Source organism: Promicromonospora sp. NPDC060204, from assembly GCF_042728455.1.
In the GTDB taxonomy this organism is placed as follows: Bacteria; Actinomycetota; Actinomycetes; order Actinomycetales; family Cellulomonadaceae; genus Promicromonospora.
Genome location: NZ_JBHWZO010000121.1, coordinates 1 through 18,265 on the forward strand (window position 1 = coordinate 1; position 18,265 = coordinate 18,265).

Consider the following 18,265-nt stretch of genomic DNA (forward strand, 5'->3'; position numbering starts at 1 on the left):
GTTGTCACGGTTTTGGGTCGGTCTCCGCACGTAGTTGTGTTAAACCGACCGACCTGGCCGCGCCCGCCCCGCCAGCGCCCGCCCTGCCGCAGCCCGCCCCGCCAGCGCCCGCCCTGCCGCAGACCGCCCTGCCGGAGACCACCCAGTGGGCTCACCCCGCGTCCCGCAGGTCGCCGGCCGCAGCGGCCAGCGCCGCGGCGGCGAGGTTGCGCTGCCCGACGTCGGCCAGGCCCGCGGCGTCCTGCGCGAACCGGGCCAGCGCCGCGTCCGCAGCGCCGCCGTGCGCGTGGCCCGCGACGCGGAGCAGCGCCGTCAGCCGCTGTGCCTCGGCGCGGGTGAGCACGCCGCGCTCCCGGTAGTCCTCCACCAGGCGGGACAACGAGTGCACCGTCGGAGCCTGAGCGCGCAGCGGCACGCGCACGGTCGCCGTGACGGACGGGTCGGACTCGCTGGTGACGGTGAGCGTCAGGGTCGCGGAGCGCGCCGCGCCGTCCGACGCCGTCGCCCAGGCCGACACGGGCAGCGTGCCGCCCGCCTCGACGGCCGTCACCTCGTACGGCAGCGCCACGTCCCAGCCCCGGCCCCGCACGGACGCCGAGACCCGGTACACGTCGGAGCCGTGCACGCCCTCGCCGGCCTCGCCCGTGTTCCGCAGCGGCACGTTCACCAGGGTGGTGCCGGCGCCCACGGGGTGCTGCTCCGTCCGGCCGAGCCGCGCCCCGCGCTCGAACGTGCCCGAGGCCTGGCTGTTGCGCACGGCGACGTCGTAGGTGAGCGTGCCGGAGGCGTCGCGGGCGGCGTCCAACACGTACACGTGCAGGTCGTTCGGCTCGTCCACGTACTCGAACGAGCTGCCCGAGCCGGTGCCCGCGTGGAACGTCGCGTCGTCGAGCTGGCGGGGGTCGCCGCGCACCACGGGGACGGGCGTGCCGTCCGGCCGGTAGTAGTCGATGCGGCCGATGTCCGCGGGGTTGGCGTCGACGATCCACTCCCGCGGGGTGCTCCGGGGCTGGTTCTGTGCCAGCAGCACGCCGTGGCCGGCGGTGAACGAGTCGTTGCCCACCCGGTCCACGACCTCCATCGTGTAGTCGGTCCAGGCCGTGCCGTCCGGGCACCAGAAGTCGGTGTCCTCCGGCACGTCCACGGCACACTGGCCCGCGGCGTACCCGCCGTCGAGCGCGACCTCCAGGCCCACCTTGCCGGCGCCGCCCTGCGAGACCGGTACCGCCGAGCGGGCCTGCAGCGTGGCGACCGCCACGCCCTGCTCCGCGAGCTCCGACCGGGTCAGCAGCACCTGGTCCTCCTCGGTGAGCACGCCGAGGTCCTGCTTGAAGTGGAGCATGTGGTGCGGCCCGAGGGCGGAGCCGCCAGCGTTCGGGATCTGCCACCGGTTGTGGGTGCCGCCCGGCCCGTTGAAGGAGCCGCGGCTCATCATCTCCCAGTAGCCGGTGTAGGCGCGGGTGTTGTCGGCGAACGGGTTGTTGTAGTTGTCCGGGAGGCTGCGCAGGTGGCTGAACTCGTGCGCGAACACGCTGAGGCCGGAGCTCTCCGCCTGCGTCGAGGTGCCGCCGCTCGCGTTGGGCCAGTGGTTGGCCGCCGACTGCCAGGACGTCCACTCCACGTACCGGGTGTGCGCCCAGTTCGGCATCGGCTCGCCGTTCTGGTTCAGCGGTGCCTCGCCGTCCGGGCCGCGCGGCGGTCCCAGGGCGTCCGGCACGTCGTCGGGCGACTCGAACATCATCTGCCCGAACTCCTCCCACGTGGAGGTCTCGTCGTGCCCCGCCGTGACCCAGAAGGCGTTGTCGAAGCCGCAGAGCTGCTCCGCGCAGCCGCCCAGGTCCTCGTGCCAGGCCGCGAACCCGGCCTGCCGGATGTTCTTGCCGCACTCGTCGCCCTGCGGGCAGAACTCCTCGACGGGCGCGTTGAACGACGCGTCGTAGCCGTACTCGTGCAGCTTGCCCGGCAGCTCGTACGGCCCGAACACCTCGACGTCGACGCCGATCCGGCCGTGGCTGTCCTCCATCCAGTACCCGTGCAGGGTCTGGCCGCCGTTGTACTCGTTCGGGGTGGCGTAGTAGTCGTAGAACCACTGGTTGACGTCCTCGGGCGCGACCGGCTGGAACCCGCTCGCGGGGTTGCCGAACGGGTGCGACTGCGGGTCCTGCGTGATGAGGAACGGCTGGTCCTCGAACTCCAGCAGGATCACCGCCGTCCGGTACTGCACGTCGCTGCCCGACGAGGTCTCCGCCGAGTCCCACTGCGCCGGACGCACCGGCGTGTAGTCCTCCCAGGTCATCTCCGCCTGGTCGGTCCAGGCCTGCGGGTCCGGCGCCGCGACCGGGCTGCCCGACGCCGGACCGGTCGCCTCCGCGGTCGACGTCGCCCCCGCGAGCGGCAGGGTGAGCGGGACGGCGAGCGCGGCGGCGGCCGCGACGGCCGCCGCGCGCCGGGCGGTTCTGCTGCCGGTCCCGCCGCTGGTCGTGCTGGTCGGTGCCGGTCGTGTGCCTCGTCGGAGCCTCATGCGGGTCGCCCTCCCGATCGTCCGTGGCACGACCCGGACCGGGCCGTGCCGCGAGGCTACGAGGGCCCGCGCGCGGCGTCATCGGTCAGGTGTCGGGCATTGCCTCCGACATCTGTCGGATCCGTGTGCGCCCGGTGCACCTTCCGTGCGGCGCGTGGGCGTGCCGGCCGGGTGTCGGTGTGCTCCCCTAGGGTGTTGTCCGTGCCGCAGACCGAGGAGACAAGCGTGACGTCGAGCCAGACCACAGCGCCGCCCCGCACCGACGAGTCGGGCGCCGTCCCGCCGGCCATCCGGGCCGCCGCCTCGTGGTCGTGGCGCATGCTGCTGATCGGCGCGTTCGTCGCGGCGGTCCTGTGGCTGCTCGCGCTGCTCAAGACGATCGTGGTCCCCGTGGCGGTCGCGCTGCTGCTGACGATCATGCTGACGCCGGTGCGGCGCGTGCTCAACGAACGGCTCCGGGTCCCGCGGGGCCTGTCCGCGGGGCTCTCCCTGATCGGCCTGATCCTGGTGGTCGCGGGCCTGATCACGCTGGCGGGGCAGTCGATCGCGAACGGCTTCGCCGACCTGCGCACGCAGGCCATCAGCGGGTTCAACGAGCTGTGGTCGCAGCTCTCGGCCACGTTCGGGCTCGAGAACGAGCTGGAGAGCTACAGCAAGGACATCCTCGACCAGCTCGAGGCGCAGCAGGGCGCGATCGTGAGCGGCGCCCTGGGCGCCGCGGCGACCGCGGGCAGCGTGCTGGTGGGCGCCCTGATCGCGCTGTTCTGCACCTTCTTCTTCCTGTACGACTCGCGCGGCATCTGGGGCTGGATCGTCGGGCTGCTCCCGCTGTCCGCCCGCGAGCGGGTCAACCAGGCCGGGCGCCGCGGCGCCGTGACGCTCGCCGCCTACACCCGCACGCAGATCCTGGTCGCGGCCGTGGACGCCGTCGGCATCGGCATCGGCGCGGTGTTCTTCGTCCCGTCGCTCGCGCTGCCGATCGCCATCCTGGTGTTCGTCGGCTCGTTCGTGCCCGTGGTCGGTGCCATCGTGACCGGCGCGATCGCCGTCGTCGTCGTGCTCGTCTCGAACGGCTGGGTCGCGGCGCTCATCATGCTCGGCGTGGTGCTGCTGGTGCAGCAGATCGAGTCGCACGCGCTCCAGCCGTTCCTCATGGGCCAGGCCGTCTCGCTGCACCCCGTCGCGGTGATCCTCGCGGTGGCCGCCGGGTCGCTGGCGGCCGGCATCGTCGGCGCCCTGTTCGCCGTGCCGCTCGCGGCGCTCCTGAACACCGTGATCCTGTACCTCAACGGGCACGACAAGTTCCCCGAGCTCGGCGACGAGGACGCGCTACCGATCCGATGGCGCGCCGCCGACGCACCGCCCATCCCGCTCAGGCTGCGCCGCAGCCCCGGCGTGGTGGCCGAGAACGCCGTCGAGGACGTGTCCACCGACGAGCGGCCGGCCGCGCCGGAGGGTGATCCGAAGCTCTGAACGTGCATCTGGCGGCGCAGTCGGGCAACATGCGCGCTGTGCCACTGGATCCGTTCGACCTGGAGTCCTACGGCGGTCACCTCACGGTGTCCGCCGACGACGCCCGGGCTGCCGCCGACCTTCTCGACGGCGTCATCACCCGTACCCCCGTGACCGAGAGCCGCGCGCTCTCGACGATCGCCGGGACGAAGGTGCTGCTCAAGTGCGAGAACTTGCAGCGCGCCGGCTCGTTCAAGGTGCGCGGCGCCTACGTGCGGCTCGCACGCCTGTCGCCCGAGGAGCGCGAACGCGGCGTCGTCGCGGCCTCCGCCGGCAACCACGCGCAGGGCGTGGCGCTCGCCGCGAGCATGCTCGGCATCGACACCGTCGTCTACATGCCCGTGGACGCCGCCCTGCCCAAGGTCGCCGCGACCCGCGGGTACGGGGCCGAGGTGCGGATGGTGGGCACCTCCGTGGACGAGGCTCTCGCCGCCGCGCGCGTCGAGGCCGCCCGCTCCGGGCGGGTGCTCATCCACCCGTTCGACCACGTCGACGTCGTGGCCGGCCAGGGCACCGTCGCCCTGGAGATCCTGGAGCAGGTGCCCGACGTCGCCACCGTCGTCGTGCCGCTGGGCGGCGGCGGGCTGGTCGCCGGGATCGCGGCCGTGCTGGCCGAGGCCGCGCCGCACGTCAAGGTTGTGGGCGTGCAGGCGGCGTCGGCCGCGGCGTACCCCGGCTCGCTGAAGGCCGGCAAGCCGATGGCGGGCAAGCTCGGCGCCACCATGGCCGACGGCATCGCGGTGGGGCTGCCGGGCGACGTGCCGTTCGGGATCGTGCAGAAGGAGGGCGTCGAGGTCCGGACCGTCACCGAGGACCAGCTCTCGCGCGCCCTGCTCGCGGTGCTGGAGCGCTCCAAGCTGATGGTCGAGCCGGCCGGCGCCGCAGGAGTCGCCGGGATCATGGCGGCCGGGCCGGGCGTGTTCCAGGGGCCGGTCGTCGCGGTGCTGTCCGGCGGCAACATCGACCCGCTCGTGCTGCTCCGCGTGGTGCAGCACGGCCTGGTCGCCGCGGGGCGGTACCTGAAGCTGCAGGTGCGGCTGATGGACAAGCCCGGCGCACTCGCGCGGCTCGTGGAGACCATAGCCGCCGCCGGCGCCAACATCGTGGCCGTGGACCACACGCGCACCGACGTCTCGCTCTCGGTGTCCGAGGTGTCGGTCAACCTGCAGCTCGAGACCAAGGGCGAGGAGCACCGGTCCGCCGTCGTGGAGCGGCTGGAGTCCGAGGGGTACGAGGTCGCCGCGTTCTGACCCGTGATCTGACCTGAATCTTGATCGGGTCCGGGTGTCGTGCGGGCGTGCTCCCGTTCGTCGTCAGGGTGACGCGGCCGACCGGCCGCGCCACCATGTGACCGGGGACCACCCCCGGAAGGGAGCACGCCATGCGTTATCTCATGCTCGTCCTGTCCACTCCCGACGCCCCGGCCGAGGCGGAGAACGTGCCCGAGATCGAGGACTGGGTGCGCGACACCTACGGCACCGGCCGGGCCGTGCTCGGCGACCGGCTGCGCCCGCCCGCGGACGCCGTGGGCGTTCAGGTCCGCACCGGCGAGGTGATCGTCACCGACGGCCCGTTCTCCGAGACCAAGGAGGTCATCGCGGGCTTCGACGTGCTCGACGCCCCCGACCTCGACGAGGCCATCCGGATCGCCGCCGCCCACCCGATGGCGCACACGGGCGCGATCGAGCTGCGTCCCTTCTGGCCGCTCGAGCTGGACCAGGCCTGAGGGGAGCACCCGTGCGCTACCTGATGCTGACGATCGAGCCCGACGTCCCCGACCGCGGCCCGACGCCCGACCTCGACCGCTGGGTGGCCGACCACGACGCGTCGGGCACCCGCGTGACCGGCTCGCGCCTCCGGCCCGCCGCCGACACGCGGCGGGTCACCGTGCGGGACGGCCGGTCCATCGTGACCGACGGCCCGTTCACGGAGTCGAAGGAGGTCATCGGCGGCTTCGACATCATCGAGGCGCCCGACCTGGACGCGGCGCTGGCGATCGCGGCGTCCTACCCCGGGGCGCGCGACGGCCTGGTGGAGGTCCACCCCTACTGGCCCGTCGACGGGCCGGTCGAGGGGCCGGTCGACGGGCCGGTCGACGACGAGCCGCCCGGGACATGAGCACCGCCGACGCGTCCGTGGGCGACGCGGTCTCCGCAGCCTTCCGGGACGAGTGGGCCCGGGTGCTCGCCGCCGTCGTGCGCAGCACGGGCGACCTCGACCTCGCGGAGGACTGCGCGCAGGAGGCGTTCGCGGTGGCGCTGCGGACATGGGAGCGCGACGGCGTCCCTGACCGCCCCGGCGCCTGGCTCACCACCACGGCCCGCAACCGTGCGCTGGACCGGCTGCGGCGCCGCAAGGTGGAGGGGGAGAAGACCGCCACCGCGGCCCGGCTCACCTACCGGGCCGGCGGGGTGCCCGGGGTCGACGACGCCGCGGCCGAGCCCGATCCGGTAGGCGACGCCGCGGTGAGCACGCTGGACGGCGCGGCGTGGGACGCCGTCGGGCCGGACGAGCCCGACGGCGACCTGCTGCGCCTGGTCTTCACCTGCTGCCACCCGGCCCTGCCCCTGGAGGGTCGCGTGGCGCTCACACTGCGCTCCCTCACCGGCATGACGACGGCGCAGGTCGCGCGGGCCTTCCTCGTGCCGGAGGCCACCATGGCCCAGCGCCTGACCCGGACCAAGCGCAAGATCCGCAGCACGGGCATCGCGTTCCGGGTGCCGCCGCCCGAGCTGCTGCACGAGCGCGTCTCCGCGGTGCTCGCCGTGCTGTACGTGCTGTTCACCGAGGGCTACGACGCGTGGGCCGAGCCCGCGGACGACGTCGCGGGGGCAGCCGCCCGCCGGGCGCTGGCCGACGACGCCGTGCGGGTGGCCCGGCTCGTCGCCCGCCTGCTCCCCGACGAGCCCGAAGCCTGCGGGCTCCTCGCCCTCCTGCTGCTCCAGCACGCGCGCCGGGCGGCGCGGCTGGGGCCGGTCGCGGCGGCCGGCACCTCGGCCGGCACGGGGTCCGGTACGCCGCCCGGCACTGCGAACGGCACGACCTCCGGCACCGTGCCCCGCACGCTGGAGGAGCAGGACCGCTCGCTCTGGCGGCAGGACGAGACCGCCGAGGGGCTCGCGGTGCTCGACGACGCGCTCGCGAAACGGCGTCCCGGGCCGTACCAGGTGCAGGCGGCGATCGCGGCGCTGCACGCGCGGGCGGCGTCCGCCGACGAGACCGACTGGGCCGAGATCGCCGCGCTCTACGACGTGCTGCTGGACATGACGCGCTCGCCGGTGGTGGCGCTCAACCGGGCGGTCGCGGTGGGGATGCTGCGCGGGCCCGAGGCGGGCCTGGCCGAGCTGGACGCCGTGGCGTCCGCGCCCGAGCTGGCGGCCTACCACCTGCTCCCGGCGGTGCGGGCCGACCTGCTGCGGCGCGCGGGCCGGCCGGACGAGGCCGCCGTCCAGTACGAGCAGGCGCTCGGTCAGGTGGACCGGGAGGGGGACCGGCGGCTCCTGAGCCGGCGGCTCGCGGAGCTGGCAGCCGCCGAGCCCGCAGACGCCGAGCTGGCAGCCGCCGAGCCCGCAGACGCCGACGGGCCCGCCTGACGCTCGTCCCACCGTGCGGTGGGCGGACGCCGGGCGGGCCCGTCGGACTGCCGGGATCAGCTCCGGTCGGGATCAGCCCTGGAAGGGCTTGGCCCCCGTGATCTCCACGGGGATGTCGTTCCCGTTGGGTGCGTGGTAGCTCGTCTTCGCGCCGATCGACTTGCCGTCGATGGCGGCGCCCAGGGGCGACGTCGGCGAGTAGACGTCGAGGTCCGTGGACCCGGCCATCTCGCGCGACCCGAAGAGGAAGTTCATCTCGTCGCCGGCGACGATAGCGGTCACGACCATGCCCGGCTCGACCTTGCCGTCGTCCGCCGGCGTGCCGACGTGGACGTTACGAAGCTTTTCGGTGAGCTCGAGGATGCGTGCCTCGTTCTTCGCCTGCTCCTCGCGTGCGGCGTGATATCCGCCGTTCTCCTTGAGGTCGCCCTCGTCTCGGGCAGCAGCGATGCGCTCGGTGATCTCCGACCGGTAAGGGCCGGAGAGATGCTCCAGCTCAGCCTTGAGCTTGTCGTGCGCCTCCTGGGTGAGCCAGGTGACAGAAGCGTCGGCCACGGGGGCTCTCCTTTCGTCGTTGCTCGTTCGAGCCACAGTTTTGGCAGCGCGCAGATCCCGGCCGACGGAGCGGATCGGGCACGCGCGTCAGCCGGTCAACACAGCGTGTGAAACGACGAGAATACCAATTGCCGGGAAAGACATGCCAAGACATTCCCCGGTTCCGCTGTGAGCGGACGGTGTATCTATTTCCGAGGGCGAACTCTCAGCGCAGGTCACAGTGGTCGACGAGGCCCGTCGTGGCGAGCTCCGTCGTGGCGATCGTCACCACGTGGCGGGTGGTGCGCGCCTCCTCCGGACCCACCTCGACGTCGACCGCGCCGACCTCCGCGAAGTTCCGGGCGAGGGCGGTCACGGTGCACACGGCCTCGGTCCCGGGCGGCATGCTGACGTCGAACGTCACCTCGACCTTCTCCGGGCTCGCCACGGAGAAGCCGACGTCGACGAAGCTGACCGGGTCGCGCTGCGTGTCGACGATCGTGAACCACGCGGCGATCGCGACGCCCGCGGCCAGCGCCAGGGCCACGGCGATCCGCGCGCCGACCGACAGCTTGGGCCGCGGGCGGACGCCGTCGGCCTCGTCCCACGGGTCGTCCTGCCCGGCCCGCGCGGCGGCCTGCCGCGTGCCGGTCCTCCCGCGGCCGTAGCGCGCGGCGAGGTCCGGCCGCGGGTCGTTCGGGTCGCCGGTGGGGACGGCTGGGTCCTGGTCGCTCATCACAGCTCGCTCGGATCGGGGGTGTCGGTGGTTCGTAGCAAGATTGTCCGTGGACCATCATGGTCCATGAGAGTGATTGTCTCTCAGACGCTCCGACTCTCAGACCCAGACCCAGTCCCTGCCCCACAGGAGGACCCAGTGTCCGTACCCGAGCGCGAGCCGCTCCGTCTGATGGCGGTGCACGCGCACCCTGACGACGAGTCGAGCAAGGGGGCCGCGACAACGGCCCGCTATGCCGCAGAGGGGGTGGAGGTCCTCGTCGTGACGTGCACCGGGGGCGAACGGGGCGACATCCTGAACCCGTCGTTCGAGGTGCCCGAGGGGCACGAGTTCGAGTCGATCGAGGGCCGCCGGGCCGTGCGTCGGCTGGAGATGGCCCGGGCCGCCGAGGCGCTGGGCGTGCGTCAGCAGTGGCTGGGCTTCGTGGACTCCGGCCTGCCGGAGGGCGACCCGCTGCCCCCGCTGCCCGAGGGCTGCTTCGGGCTGGTCCCGCTGGAAGAGGCGGCGGAGCCGCTGGTGCGGGCCGTGCGCGAGTTCCGGCCGCACGTCATCACCACCTACGACCCGTCCGGCGGCTACCCCCACCCGGACCACATCAAGTGCCACGAGGTGTCGTTCGAGGCCTTCGCCGCGGCCGGCGACCCGGACCGCTACCCCGGGACGGGCGAGCCGTGGGAGCCGCTCAAGCTCTACTACAACCACGGGTTCTCGATGAAGCGCATCCGCGCGGTGCACGAGGCCATCGAGGGCGCCGGGCTGGAGTCGCCGTTCGGCGAGTGGGTCGAGTCGCGCGACGCGCGCGAGATCCCCGAGCGCACCGTGACCACGCTGGTGCCGGTCGCCGACTACTTCCCGAACCGCGACGCCGCGCTGACGGCCCACGCCTCGCAGATCGACCCCACCGGGTTCTTCTTCGCGGTGCCGCGCGACCTCGAGGTCGACGTCTGGCCCTGGGACGAGTACGAGCTCGCCGAGTCGCGCGTCCCGCTGCCGGAGCGCGCTCCGGGCGAGTACGAGGAAGACCTGTTCGAGGGTGTCCGGTCGGAGGTCCACGCATGAGCCCCCTGTTCGCCGGCGCGCTCGCGCTCGCCACCGAACCGTCGCCCAACCCCACCGAGGGCCAGCTCCGCCCCGGGCTGGAGTCGTGGCAGGTCTCGCCCGGTCTGGTCGGCTTCCTCGTGACGTTCGCGCTGGCCCTCGCGTGCGTGCTGCTGTTCCTGAACATGAGCAAGCACCTGCGCCGGGCCGGGCACAACGCCCGCCAGCAGGGGCTGCCGGTCCCCGAGCCGGAGGTCATCAGCTTCAGCCGTCCGGGCGAGGGCGGCGCGGCGGGCGAGGGCGACGGCCCGGACGCCGGGACCGACGGCGCCTCGACGCCGGACGGTGACGGCGCCCCCGGTACCGACGGCGCCGGGAGCGGCAGCACCAAGGGCGGCGGCGGCTCCGTTGGCTGACCCGGCCGGCGCCGTCCGCGTGACCGTCGGCCAGGTCGCGGTCTCGGACGACCACGCGGCCAACCGCCAGACGGCGGCCGACGCGTTCCAGGTCGCCGACCGGGTCGGGTCCGACCTGCTGGTGCTCCCGGAGTACGCGTCGGCCTACGACCCCCGCGGGGTCGGGCCGGAGCACGCCGAGCCGCTCGACGGCCCGTTCGTCACGCTCCTGCGGGACCGGGCGCGCAAGCACGGGATCGCCGTGATCGCCGGCGTCACCCTGCCGGGCTCGGACGGCGTCCGCGCGGCGAACGCCCTGGTGGTGGTCGACGGCGCGGGCGAGCTCGCCGGGGTCTACCGCAAGGTGCACCTGTACGACGCGTTCGGCTACCAGGAGTCGGAGCTGCTCGAACCGGGCCCCGCGGACGCCGACCCGGTCACGCTGCGCCTGGGCGGGCTCACCTTCGGCGTGCTGACCTGCTACGACCTGCGGTTCCCCGAGTCCGCGCGCCGCGTGGTCGACGCCGGGGCGGACGTCCTGGTGTACCCGGCGGCCTGGGTCGCCGGCCCGCTCAAGGCGGACCACTGGCGCACGCTGCTGACGGCCCGGGCCATCGAGAACACCGCGGTGGTCATCGGCGTCGGCATGACGGGCAAGGGCGTCACGGGCCGCACGCTGCTCGCGGGTCCGGACGGCGTCGTCGGGCTGGAGATGGGCGAGGAGCAGGCCTACCGCACGGTCGACCTGGACCCGGCGCCGCTCGCCGAGGTGCGCAAGGCCAACCCGTCGCTGGCGAACCGCCGGTACACGGTCGTCCCCACCGGCGCCTGAGCGCCTTCGGACAGCGCCGAATGTCGTGGGCAGGCGTCGGCCGCGCGAGCACCATGGCTCCATCCGTCGTCGGAGGGAGAGGGTCATGGTGGTCGCCCGGAGGTTCTCGTCGAGCGTTCGCGCACTCGCGTCGGCGGCGCTCGCCCTCGGCGTGGCCGGTGGCGCGGTGACGCCGGCCGCCGCCGTCGCACGGCCCGGTGCGGCCGACGCCGGCGGGCCCGCCCGGCCCGTGCCCGTCGTCTACGACTCCGACCTGGACTTCGACGACGCCGCGACCCTGCTGTACCTCTGCCAGGCCGACAAGCGAGGGCTGATCGACCTGCGCGCCGTCACGGTCGTGAACAACGGCGTGGGCACGCCCGGGCGCTCGCTCACCCACGCGCGCACCATCCTGGCCGACTGCGGCCTGCCCGACGTGCCGGTCGCGGACGGGTCGCCGGAGTGGGTCAACGAGCCGCCGCCGGAGGCGCGCGAGCTGTTCGAGCAGGTCCTGTCGGGCGCCCTCGGCGACGCGGACGTCCCGGACGTGCCGGGGCCGACGTCGGCGGCCGATCTCATCGCGGCCACCGTCCGCGCCTCGCGGACTCCGGTGACGGTGCTGGCCACGGGCCCGCTGAGCAACGTGTCGGCGGCGCTGGACCGGATGGGCCCGCGCACGCTGCGCGACCGCCTGGGCCGCGTCGTCGTCATGGGCGGGGCCTTCGACGTGGGCGGCAACCTGTTCGGCTCGACCACGGCCGGGTTCGACAACACCCAGGAGGTCAACATGTGGATCGACCCACCCGCGGCCGACCACGTGTTCGCCACCGTGCCCCGCGCCCGGGTGAGCATCGTCGGGCTGGACGCGACGAACCACGTGCCGATCACGCCCGCCTTCGTGGACGCCCTGGGCGCCGGGGCCGAGACGTACGAGGCGCGCACGGTGCACGCCATCGTGACGCAGCCGGGCATGCCGGAGCTGATCGGGCAGGGGGTCATGTTCTGGTGGGACGCCCTGGCCGCCGTGTCGCTCGTGACCGGTGAGGGCGTCGACTACCGGGTACGACCGGTCGACGTCGTGCTCGACGGGCCGTCGTCGGGCCGCACGGTGAGCGTCCCGGGCGGGACGCCCCAGCGCGTGGGCACGACGGCGGACGGCGCGCTCTTCGAGGAGCTGTTCCGCGAGGGCCTGAACGGCACCGCGGCCGACGATCAGATGGCGAGGTTGGCCAGGTAGATCGCGACCACGTGGCAGGCGAACCCGAGCACGGTGAACACGTGGAAGATCTCGTGGAACCCGAACCAGGCGGGGCTCGGGTTCGGCTTCTTGGTGCCGTAGACGATCGCCCCGGCGGTGTAGGCCACGCCGCCCGCGGCGATGAGCCACACGACCGCCGGCCCGCCGGTGGCCCAGAACTGGCCCATGTAGGCGACGGCGACCCAGCCGAGCGCCAGGTAGACCGGCACGTAGACCCAGCGGGGCGCGTTCAGCCAGAAGACGCGGGCCAGCAGCCCGACCAGCGCGCCGCTCCACACGATGGCCAGCAGCACGGTGCCCTGGCCCGGGGGCAGGAGCAGCACCGCGAGCGGGGTGTAGGTCCCGGCGATGATCAGGAAGATGTTGGTGTGGTCGAGCCGGCGCAGCACCGCCTCGGTCCGGGGGGACCAGTTGCCGCGGTGGTACACGGCGGAGACGCCGAACAGCAGGCAGGCGCTCAGGCCGAAGACCGACGCGGAGATCTTGCCCGCCGTCGTCGGGGCCAGGGCGATCAGCACGATGCTGGCCGCGAGGGCCAGCGGGAAGGTGCCGGCGTGGATCCAGCCGCGCAGGCGGGGCTTGACCTTTTTCTCGACCTTCTCGACGGTCGAGGACACCGAGGTGGAGATGTCCTGCAGCGTCTCCGAGACCTTGCTCGTGACCTCGTCCAGGCGACCGGCCGAGCGGTCAGGCCCGTCTGCTTGCGCTACCACATGGACTCCTCACCGTCGGCGACCGGTGCCCCTCCGGGTGCCGGGACACTACCTACGGTCGCGTAACTTACTCTAGCGTAGGTTAGGTGGTCGCAGGCCGGACAGGGGCCTTGTGAAGATCCTGCGCCGGGTTGGCGGGAGTCGCCCGTCCAGTGCCCTCGAAGGGCCCGGGGCGGCAGGAACATGCGTGTGCGAGGGGTACCTTTGTCCACGTCCTGCCGGGTACGAAGCCCAGCGTCAGAGCTGCCGTCCGGACCGCGCACCGCGGGTCCGACGGCCCGATCCCCTGAGGTATCCGTGCGCCTGCCCAGCCCGCTGTACCGCCTCTACGAGCGACGCCTGGCGTCCGCCCTGCACGGCGCCACGCTGCCCCGGCACATCGGTGTGATGCTCGACGGCAACCGCCGCTGGGCACGCTCGTTCGGTGAGACGGCGGCGACGGGACACCGCCGCGGCGCCGACAAGATCACCGAGTTCCTCGGCTGGGCCGAGTCGCTGGGCATCGAGGTCGTCACGCTGTGGATGCTCTCCACCGACAACCTGAGCCGGTCGGCGGACGAGCTGAGCAACCTGCTGGACATCATCGAGGACGCCGTCTCCGACCTCTCCGAGTCCGGCCGCTGGCGCCTGCGCGTCATCGGGCGCCTCGACCTGCTCCCCGCGCGGCTGGCCGCCGCCCTGCGCGCCGCCGCGGACCGCACCGCCGGGGTCAAGGGCCTCCAGGTCAACGTCGCCATCGGGTACGGCGGCCGTACCGAGATCGCCGACGCCGTCCGCTCCTACCTCACCGAGCGCGCGAAGGACGGGGCCACGCTCGCGGACCTCGCGGAGTCGATCGACGTCGAGCACATCGCCGAGCACCTGTACACCAAGGGGCAGCCCGACCCGGAGCTGGTCATCCGCACCTCCGGGGAGCAGCGCATCGGCGGGTTCCTCATGTGGCAGAGCCAGCACACGGAGTTCTACTTCTGTGAGGCCTACTGGCCCGCGTTCCGCCGTGTCGACTTCTTGCGCGCGCTGCGCGACTTCTCCCTCCGGGAACGCCGCCTCGGGCGGTGACCGGAGCCGTCCCGGACACGGCCCGCTACCACGTTTCGCCTGGAAATTCGCATGGTGAAATTCGCCACCACGCGCCCAGGTAGGTGACTGAAAGTTCAGTCAGGTAGCGTGCCGAAGATGACAAGGTGGGCACGCTGATGACCGAGCGACGGGTGCCCTCGGCGCGGGAGGCCGCCGAGGCGTGGGAGTCGTTGTTTCGCGCCCAGGTGACGGTGATGCGCCGGCTCCTGGCGGACGACATCTGGGGCGACCTCAGCATGCGTGAGTACGACGTGCTGTTCACGCTCGCGCTCGCGTCCGACGAGACGCTGCGGCTGCGGGAGCTCAACGAGAACATCCTCATGGCGCAGTCCTCGCTGTCCCGCATGGTGGAGCGGCTCGAGAAGCGCGGCCTGGTGCGCCGCCACCCGTCGCCCGACGACGGCCGGGGCGTGCTGGTCAGCCTCACGCCGGAGGGTTCGGAGACCCAGAAGGAGCTCGGACGCCGGCACGTGCGCTCCATCGCCCACTACGTGGGGCCCGCCCTCGACGCGGAGGACCTCGACCACCTGCGCCAGCTCGCCGACGCGCTGCGCGGGGCGCAGGCGGACATCGACGACTTCTGACGGGTCCGGTGACCGGGCCCCGGGTCAGGCCCGCTGGTCAGGCGTTTCGCGCCTGGCCGCGGAGCGCCTCCACGACGATGCGCACCGCGGCGCGGTCCAGCGTCGTGCGGCGTGCCACCAGGTGGATGTCGCGCCGGGGCGGGTCGACGAGGTCGAGCGTGCGGACGGCGTAGCGGTCGTGCACCGCGAGCAGCGGCAGCAGGGTGATCGACAGGCCCGCCTCGACGTGGCTCAGCAGGGTGCCGTGGCTCTCGAACCGGGCCACGGCCCGCGGCGTGAAGCCCGCGCGTCGGCACAGGCGTTCGGCGAGGTCGGCCAGGTGCGCCCCGGGGTGCTCGAACGCCCACGGCTCGCCCGCCAGGGTGGTGAGGTCCACGCGTCCCGAGCGCTCGCCCGTCACGGTGTCGCGGGCCGTCACGAGCACCACGCGGTCGCCCGTCAGCGGCAGGCGCGCGAGGTCGGCGTCGGGCGGCACGGGCGCATCCGGGAAGTCCGCGCAGATTGCGACGTCCACCTCTCCGCGCTGCAGTGCACCCCGGCTGACCTGGGGTTCCGCCTCGGTGAGCTGGACCGAGATGCGTGGGTACTCCTCGGTGAGGGCCGCGACGGCGGGCACGACGATGCCGTGGAACGCGCTGGTGAACGCCGAGAGCCGCACCACCCCGGTGGGCTCCGAGTGCAGGTCCGCGATGTCGGCCTCGGCGGCCGCGATGCGGTCGAGGATCTGCGCGGCGTGGCCGGCGAGCATGACGCCCGCGGGCGTGAGCCGGATGCGCCGTCCGACGCGTTCGAAGAGCTGGGTCCTGGCCTCGGTCTCCAGGGTGGAGAGCTGCTGGGAGACGCTGGAGGGGCTCAGGTGCGTGGCGTCGGCGACGGCGCGCACCGTACCGAGCAGGTGCAGCTGGTGCAGGAGGCGCAGGCGCCACGGGTTGAGCATGGGCACATCCTTGTGCAGGTTCGCCGAACATTCTATTCAGGAACGTGGTCTGGACCCGCACACCGCGAGGTGCTTACCGTCACCCTATGAACATCGGCGTTCCTACGGAGATCAAGAACAACGAGAGCCGGGTCGCGCTCACGCCTGCCGGTGCTCACGAGCTGGTCCGCCGTGGGCACGACGTGCTGGTGCAGGCCGGCGCCGGGCAGGGTTCGGGCTTCGACGACGACGCCTACCGGCTCGCCGGCGCCCGCACTGTCGCCGCCGCCGAGGAGGTCTGGGCCGAGGCCGACCTGCTCGTCAAGGTCAAGGAGCCGATCGAGCCCGAGTACGCGCTCATGCGCCCGGACCAGACCCTGTTCACCTACCTCCACCTCGCGGCGTCCGCCCCCTGCACCGACGCGCTGCTCGCCGCCGGCACCACCGCCATCGCCTACGAGACGGTGCAGCTCGCCGACCGCTCGCTCCCGCTGCTGAGCCCTATGAGCGAGGTCGCCGGACGCCTGTCCGCGCAGGTGGGCGCCTACCACCTGATGCGGCCGCACGGCGGCACGGGGGTGCTCATGGGCGGCGTGCCCGGCACGCCCCGGGCCAAGGTCGTGGTGATCGGCGGCGGCGTCGCCGGGGAGCACGCGGCCGCGAACGCGCTCGGCATGGGCGCCGACGTCACCGTGCTGGACGTGTCGCTGCCCGCGCTGCGCCGCATCGAGGCGCGGTTCGGCGGGGCCGTGGGCACGCGGGTGTCGACGACGTACGAGGTGGCCGACCAGGTCGCCGCCGCGGACCTGGTCATCGGGTCGGTCCTCATCCCCGGCGCCGCCGCCCCCAAGATCGTCACCGACGCCATGGTCAAGGTGATGAAGCCGGGTGCCGTGCTCGTCGACATCGCCATCGACCAGGGCGGCTGCTTCGAGCACTCGCACCCCACCACGCACGACGCCCCGACGTTCGCCGTGCACGACACCCTCTACTACTGCGTCGCGAACATGCCCGGAGCGGTGCCCGCGACGTCGACCCGCGCGCTCACCAACGCGACCCTGCCGTACGTGGTGGCCCTCGCCGACCGGGGCTGGCGCGACGCGCTGCGGGCCGACGAGGCCCTGGCCCGCGGGCTGAGCACCCACGCCGGCCACATCACCAACGCCGGGGTGGCCGAGGCGTTCGGCGCCGAGGCGGTCCCGGTGGCCGAGATCCTGGCGGCCTGACGGCCGCGACGGCCTACGATCGGCGCGTGGAGCCGCTGCACATCGTCGTCTGCCCGGACTCGTTCAAGGGCAGCCTGTCCGCGTCCGAGGTCGCGTCCGCGATCGCCGACGGCGTCCTGGACGCCGCGCCCGGCGCCGTCGTGACGCGCCTGCCCATGGCCGACGGCGGCGAGGGCACCCTCGACGCGCTCCTCGCCGTCTGGGGCGGCGTCGCGGAGGTCACCGCGACGGTGGACGCGATCGGGCGCCCGACGTCGGCCCGGTGGGCGCTCTCGCCCGACGGGCGCACCGCCGTGGTCGAGCTCGCCGAGGCCAGCGGCCTGCCCGGCGTCTCCGACGTGCCCCTGCAGCCGCTGCACGCGAGCACGCGCGGCACCGGTGATCTGGCGCGCGCGGCGCTCGACGCGGGCGCGGCCGAGGTGCTCGTCTGCCTGGGCGGCTCCGCCTCCACGGACGGCGGCGCGGGCATCCTCACCGGTCTCGGCGTCCGGCTCCTCGACGCCGAGGGCGACCAGGTGCCCGACGGCGGCGAGGGGCTGGCCTCCGTCACCGCCCTCGACCTGTCCGGGCTGCACCCGCGGGCGCGCGAGGTGCGCTGGCGGCTCGCCGTCGACGTCACCAACCCGCTGGTCGGCGAGCAGGGCGCCGCCCGCGTGTTCGGCCCGCAGAAGGGCGCCCGGGACGGCGAGGCGGAGTTCCTCGACACCGCCCTCGCGCACTGGGCCGACGTGCTGGAGCGGGAGACCGGGACCGCCGTCGCCGGGCTGCCCGGCACCGGTGCGGCCGGCGGCGTGCCCGCCGGGCTGATCGCGGTGCTCGGCGCCGAGACCACCCCCGGCGCCGAGCTGGTCGCCGAGGCAGTCGGCCTGCCCGCGGCGCTCGCGGACGCCGACCTCGTGATCACGGGGGAGGGGTCCTTCGACTCGCAGTCGGTCAACGGCAAGGTGGCCGACGGCGTCGCGCGCCTCGCCGCGGCGTCGCCAACCCGGCCGCCCGTCGTGGTGCTGGCCGGCCAGGTGCTGCTGCCGGAGGCGCAGGCCCGGGCCGCCGGGATCGCCGCCGCGTTCTCGATCGCGCCCGGGCCGGTGGGGCTGGACGACCTGATCGGCCGCACCGCGCCGCGCCTGCGGGACCTCGCCGCGGCCGTCACGAGCCTGGTCCGCGCCGCGCGCGGCTAGCGGCGGCCGGCGGCCGGCGGCTAGCGGCAAGCGCCGAGCGGCGGCTAGCGGCTAGCGGCGGCCGGCCCTGAGGTCGGCAGTTTGCCGCGCCGGCCGCACCTCGTGGCGTGGGGTCGGCAGTTTGCCGCGCAAAGTCGGCACCTTGCATCGAGGTCGGCACAGGCCTGTGC

General features: G+C 73.8%; 18 protein-coding genes. 13 read left to right on the forward strand and 5 right to left on the reverse strand.

Features of this window, described 5'->3' with window-relative positions; genetic code table 11:
* Window positions 1–151: 151 nt before the first annotated feature.
* Window positions 152–2,521: a M6 family metalloprotease domain-containing protein gene (locus tag ACFWEJ_RS16135; protein WP_377230223.1), complete on the reverse strand. Its 2,370-nt coding sequence runs from the start codon at window positions 2,519–2,521 to the stop codon at window positions 152–154.
* A gap of 225 nt (window positions 2,522–2,746) precedes the next feature.
* Between ACFWEJ_RS16135 and ACFWEJ_RS16140 the strand changes: the two genes are divergently transcribed.
* The 5 genes from ACFWEJ_RS16140 (at window position 2,747) to ACFWEJ_RS16160 (ending at window position 7,626) form a co-directional block, all read left to right on the forward strand.
* On the forward strand, window positions 2,747–3,994 hold the full coding sequence (locus ACFWEJ_RS16140) for an AI-2E family transporter (RefSeq protein WP_377230224.1): 1,248 nt from the start codon (window positions 2,747–2,749) through the stop codon (window positions 3,992–3,994).
* A 29-nt stretch (window positions 3,995–4,023) separates the two neighbouring features.
* Window positions 4,024–5,283, forward strand: a complete 1,260-nt coding sequence (gene ilvA, locus ACFWEJ_RS16145; RefSeq protein WP_377230225.1) for a threonine ammonia-lyase — start codon at window positions 4,024–4,026, stop codon at window positions 5,281–5,283.
* 131 nt (window positions 5,284–5,414) lie between these two features.
* Window positions 5,415–5,759, forward strand: a complete 345-nt coding sequence (locus tag ACFWEJ_RS16150) for a YciI family protein (RefSeq protein WP_377230226.1) — start codon at window positions 5,415–5,417, stop codon at window positions 5,757–5,759.
* An 11-nt stretch (window positions 5,760–5,770) separates the two neighbouring features.
* The gene (locus ACFWEJ_RS16155) at window positions 5,771–6,151 is read left to right on the forward strand and encodes a YciI family protein (RefSeq protein WP_377230227.1); all 381 of its coding nucleotides are present in this window, start codon (window positions 5,771–5,773) and stop codon (window positions 6,149–6,151) included.
* Entirely contained in the window at window positions 6,148–7,626 is a 1,479-nt protein-coding gene (locus ACFWEJ_RS16160) for an RNA polymerase sigma factor (protein ID WP_377230228.1), read from the forward strand. Before ACFWEJ_RS16155 ends, ACFWEJ_RS16160 begins: the two co-directional genes overlap by 4 nt.
* 72 nt (window positions 7,627–7,698) lie before the next feature.
* Here ACFWEJ_RS16160 and greA read toward each other — a convergent pair whose 3' ends face one another.
* Window positions 7,699–8,181 (reverse strand): transcription elongation factor GreA, encoded by a 483-nt coding sequence (greA, locus tag ACFWEJ_RS16165; RefSeq protein WP_108495916.1) that lies wholly within the window; start codon window positions 8,179–8,181, stop codon window positions 7,699–7,701.
* 205 nt (window positions 8,182–8,386) lie between these two features.
* Window positions 8,387–8,896 carry a DUF4307 domain-containing protein gene (locus ACFWEJ_RS16170; RefSeq protein ID WP_377230229.1) on the reverse strand — a complete coding sequence of 170 codons (510 nt, stop codon included), beginning with the start codon at window positions 8,894–8,896 and terminating at the stop codon, window positions 8,387–8,389.
* A 171-nt stretch (window positions 8,897–9,067) separates the two neighbouring features.
* Here ACFWEJ_RS16170 and mca point away from each other — a divergent pair, with 171 nt between their 5' ends.
* The 4 genes from mca (at window position 9,068) to ACFWEJ_RS16190 (ending at window position 12,377) form a co-directional block, all read left to right on the forward strand.
* Window positions 9,068–9,955, forward strand: a complete 888-nt coding sequence (gene mca, locus ACFWEJ_RS16175) for a mycothiol conjugate amidase Mca (protein ID WP_377230238.1) — start codon at window positions 9,068–9,070, stop codon at window positions 9,953–9,955.
* Window positions 9,952–10,350, forward strand: a complete 399-nt coding sequence (locus ACFWEJ_RS16180) for a hypothetical protein (protein WP_377230230.1) — start codon at window positions 9,952–9,954, stop codon at window positions 10,348–10,350. Before mca ends, ACFWEJ_RS16180 begins: the two co-directional genes overlap by 4 nt.
* Window positions 10,343–11,161, forward strand: a complete 819-nt coding sequence (locus ACFWEJ_RS16185) for a carbon-nitrogen hydrolase family protein (protein WP_377230231.1) — start codon at window positions 10,343–10,345, stop codon at window positions 11,159–11,161. The genes ACFWEJ_RS16180 and ACFWEJ_RS16185 overlap by 8 nt, the downstream gene beginning before the upstream one ends.
* A gap of 85 nt (window positions 11,162–11,246) precedes the next feature.
* Window positions 11,247–12,377 carry a nucleoside hydrolase gene (locus ACFWEJ_RS16190; protein WP_377230232.1) on the forward strand — a complete coding sequence of 377 codons (1,131 nt, stop codon included), beginning with the start codon at window positions 11,247–11,249 and terminating at the stop codon, window positions 12,375–12,377.
* Here ACFWEJ_RS16190 and ACFWEJ_RS16195 read toward each other — a convergent pair.
* Window positions 12,353–13,036 (reverse strand): hemolysin III family protein, encoded by a 684-nt coding sequence (locus tag ACFWEJ_RS16195; RefSeq protein WP_377230239.1) that lies wholly within the window; start codon window positions 13,034–13,036, stop codon window positions 12,353–12,355. The two genes, ACFWEJ_RS16190 and ACFWEJ_RS16195, sit on opposite strands and share 25 nt — an antisense overlap.
* A 372-nt stretch (window positions 13,037–13,408) precedes the next feature.
* On the opposite strand from ACFWEJ_RS16195, the gene ACFWEJ_RS16200 reads away from it, so the two are divergent.
* A complete protein-coding gene (locus ACFWEJ_RS16200; protein ID WP_377230233.1) occupies window positions 13,409–14,170 on the forward strand; it encodes an isoprenyl transferase in 762 nt (253 codons plus the stop codon).
* A gap of 137 nt (window positions 14,171–14,307) precedes the next feature.
* A complete protein-coding gene (locus tag ACFWEJ_RS16205) occupies window positions 14,308–14,775 on the forward strand; it encodes a MarR family winged helix-turn-helix transcriptional regulator (RefSeq protein ID WP_377230234.1) in 468 nt (155 codons plus the stop codon).
* A gap of 37 nt (window positions 14,776–14,812) precedes the next feature.
* Here the strand turns inward: ACFWEJ_RS16205 and ACFWEJ_RS16210 are convergent, their stop codons facing one another.
* Window positions 14,813–15,712, reverse strand: a complete 900-nt coding sequence (locus ACFWEJ_RS16210) for a LysR substrate-binding domain-containing protein (protein ID WP_377230235.1) — start codon at window positions 15,710–15,712, stop codon at window positions 14,813–14,815.
* 86 nt (window positions 15,713–15,798) lie between these two features.
* On the opposite strand from ACFWEJ_RS16210, the gene ald reads away from it, so the two are divergent.
* The gene (ald, locus tag ACFWEJ_RS16215; protein ID WP_377230236.1) at window positions 15,799–16,917 is read left to right on the forward strand and encodes an alanine dehydrogenase; all 1,119 of its coding nucleotides are present in this window, start codon (window positions 15,799–15,801) and stop codon (window positions 16,915–16,917) included.
* Between the two features lie 26 nt (window positions 16,918–16,943).
* Entirely contained in the window at window positions 16,944–18,095 is a 1,152-nt protein-coding gene (locus tag ACFWEJ_RS16220) for a glycerate kinase (protein WP_377230237.1), read from the forward strand.
* Window positions 18,096–18,265: the final 170 nt, after the last annotated feature.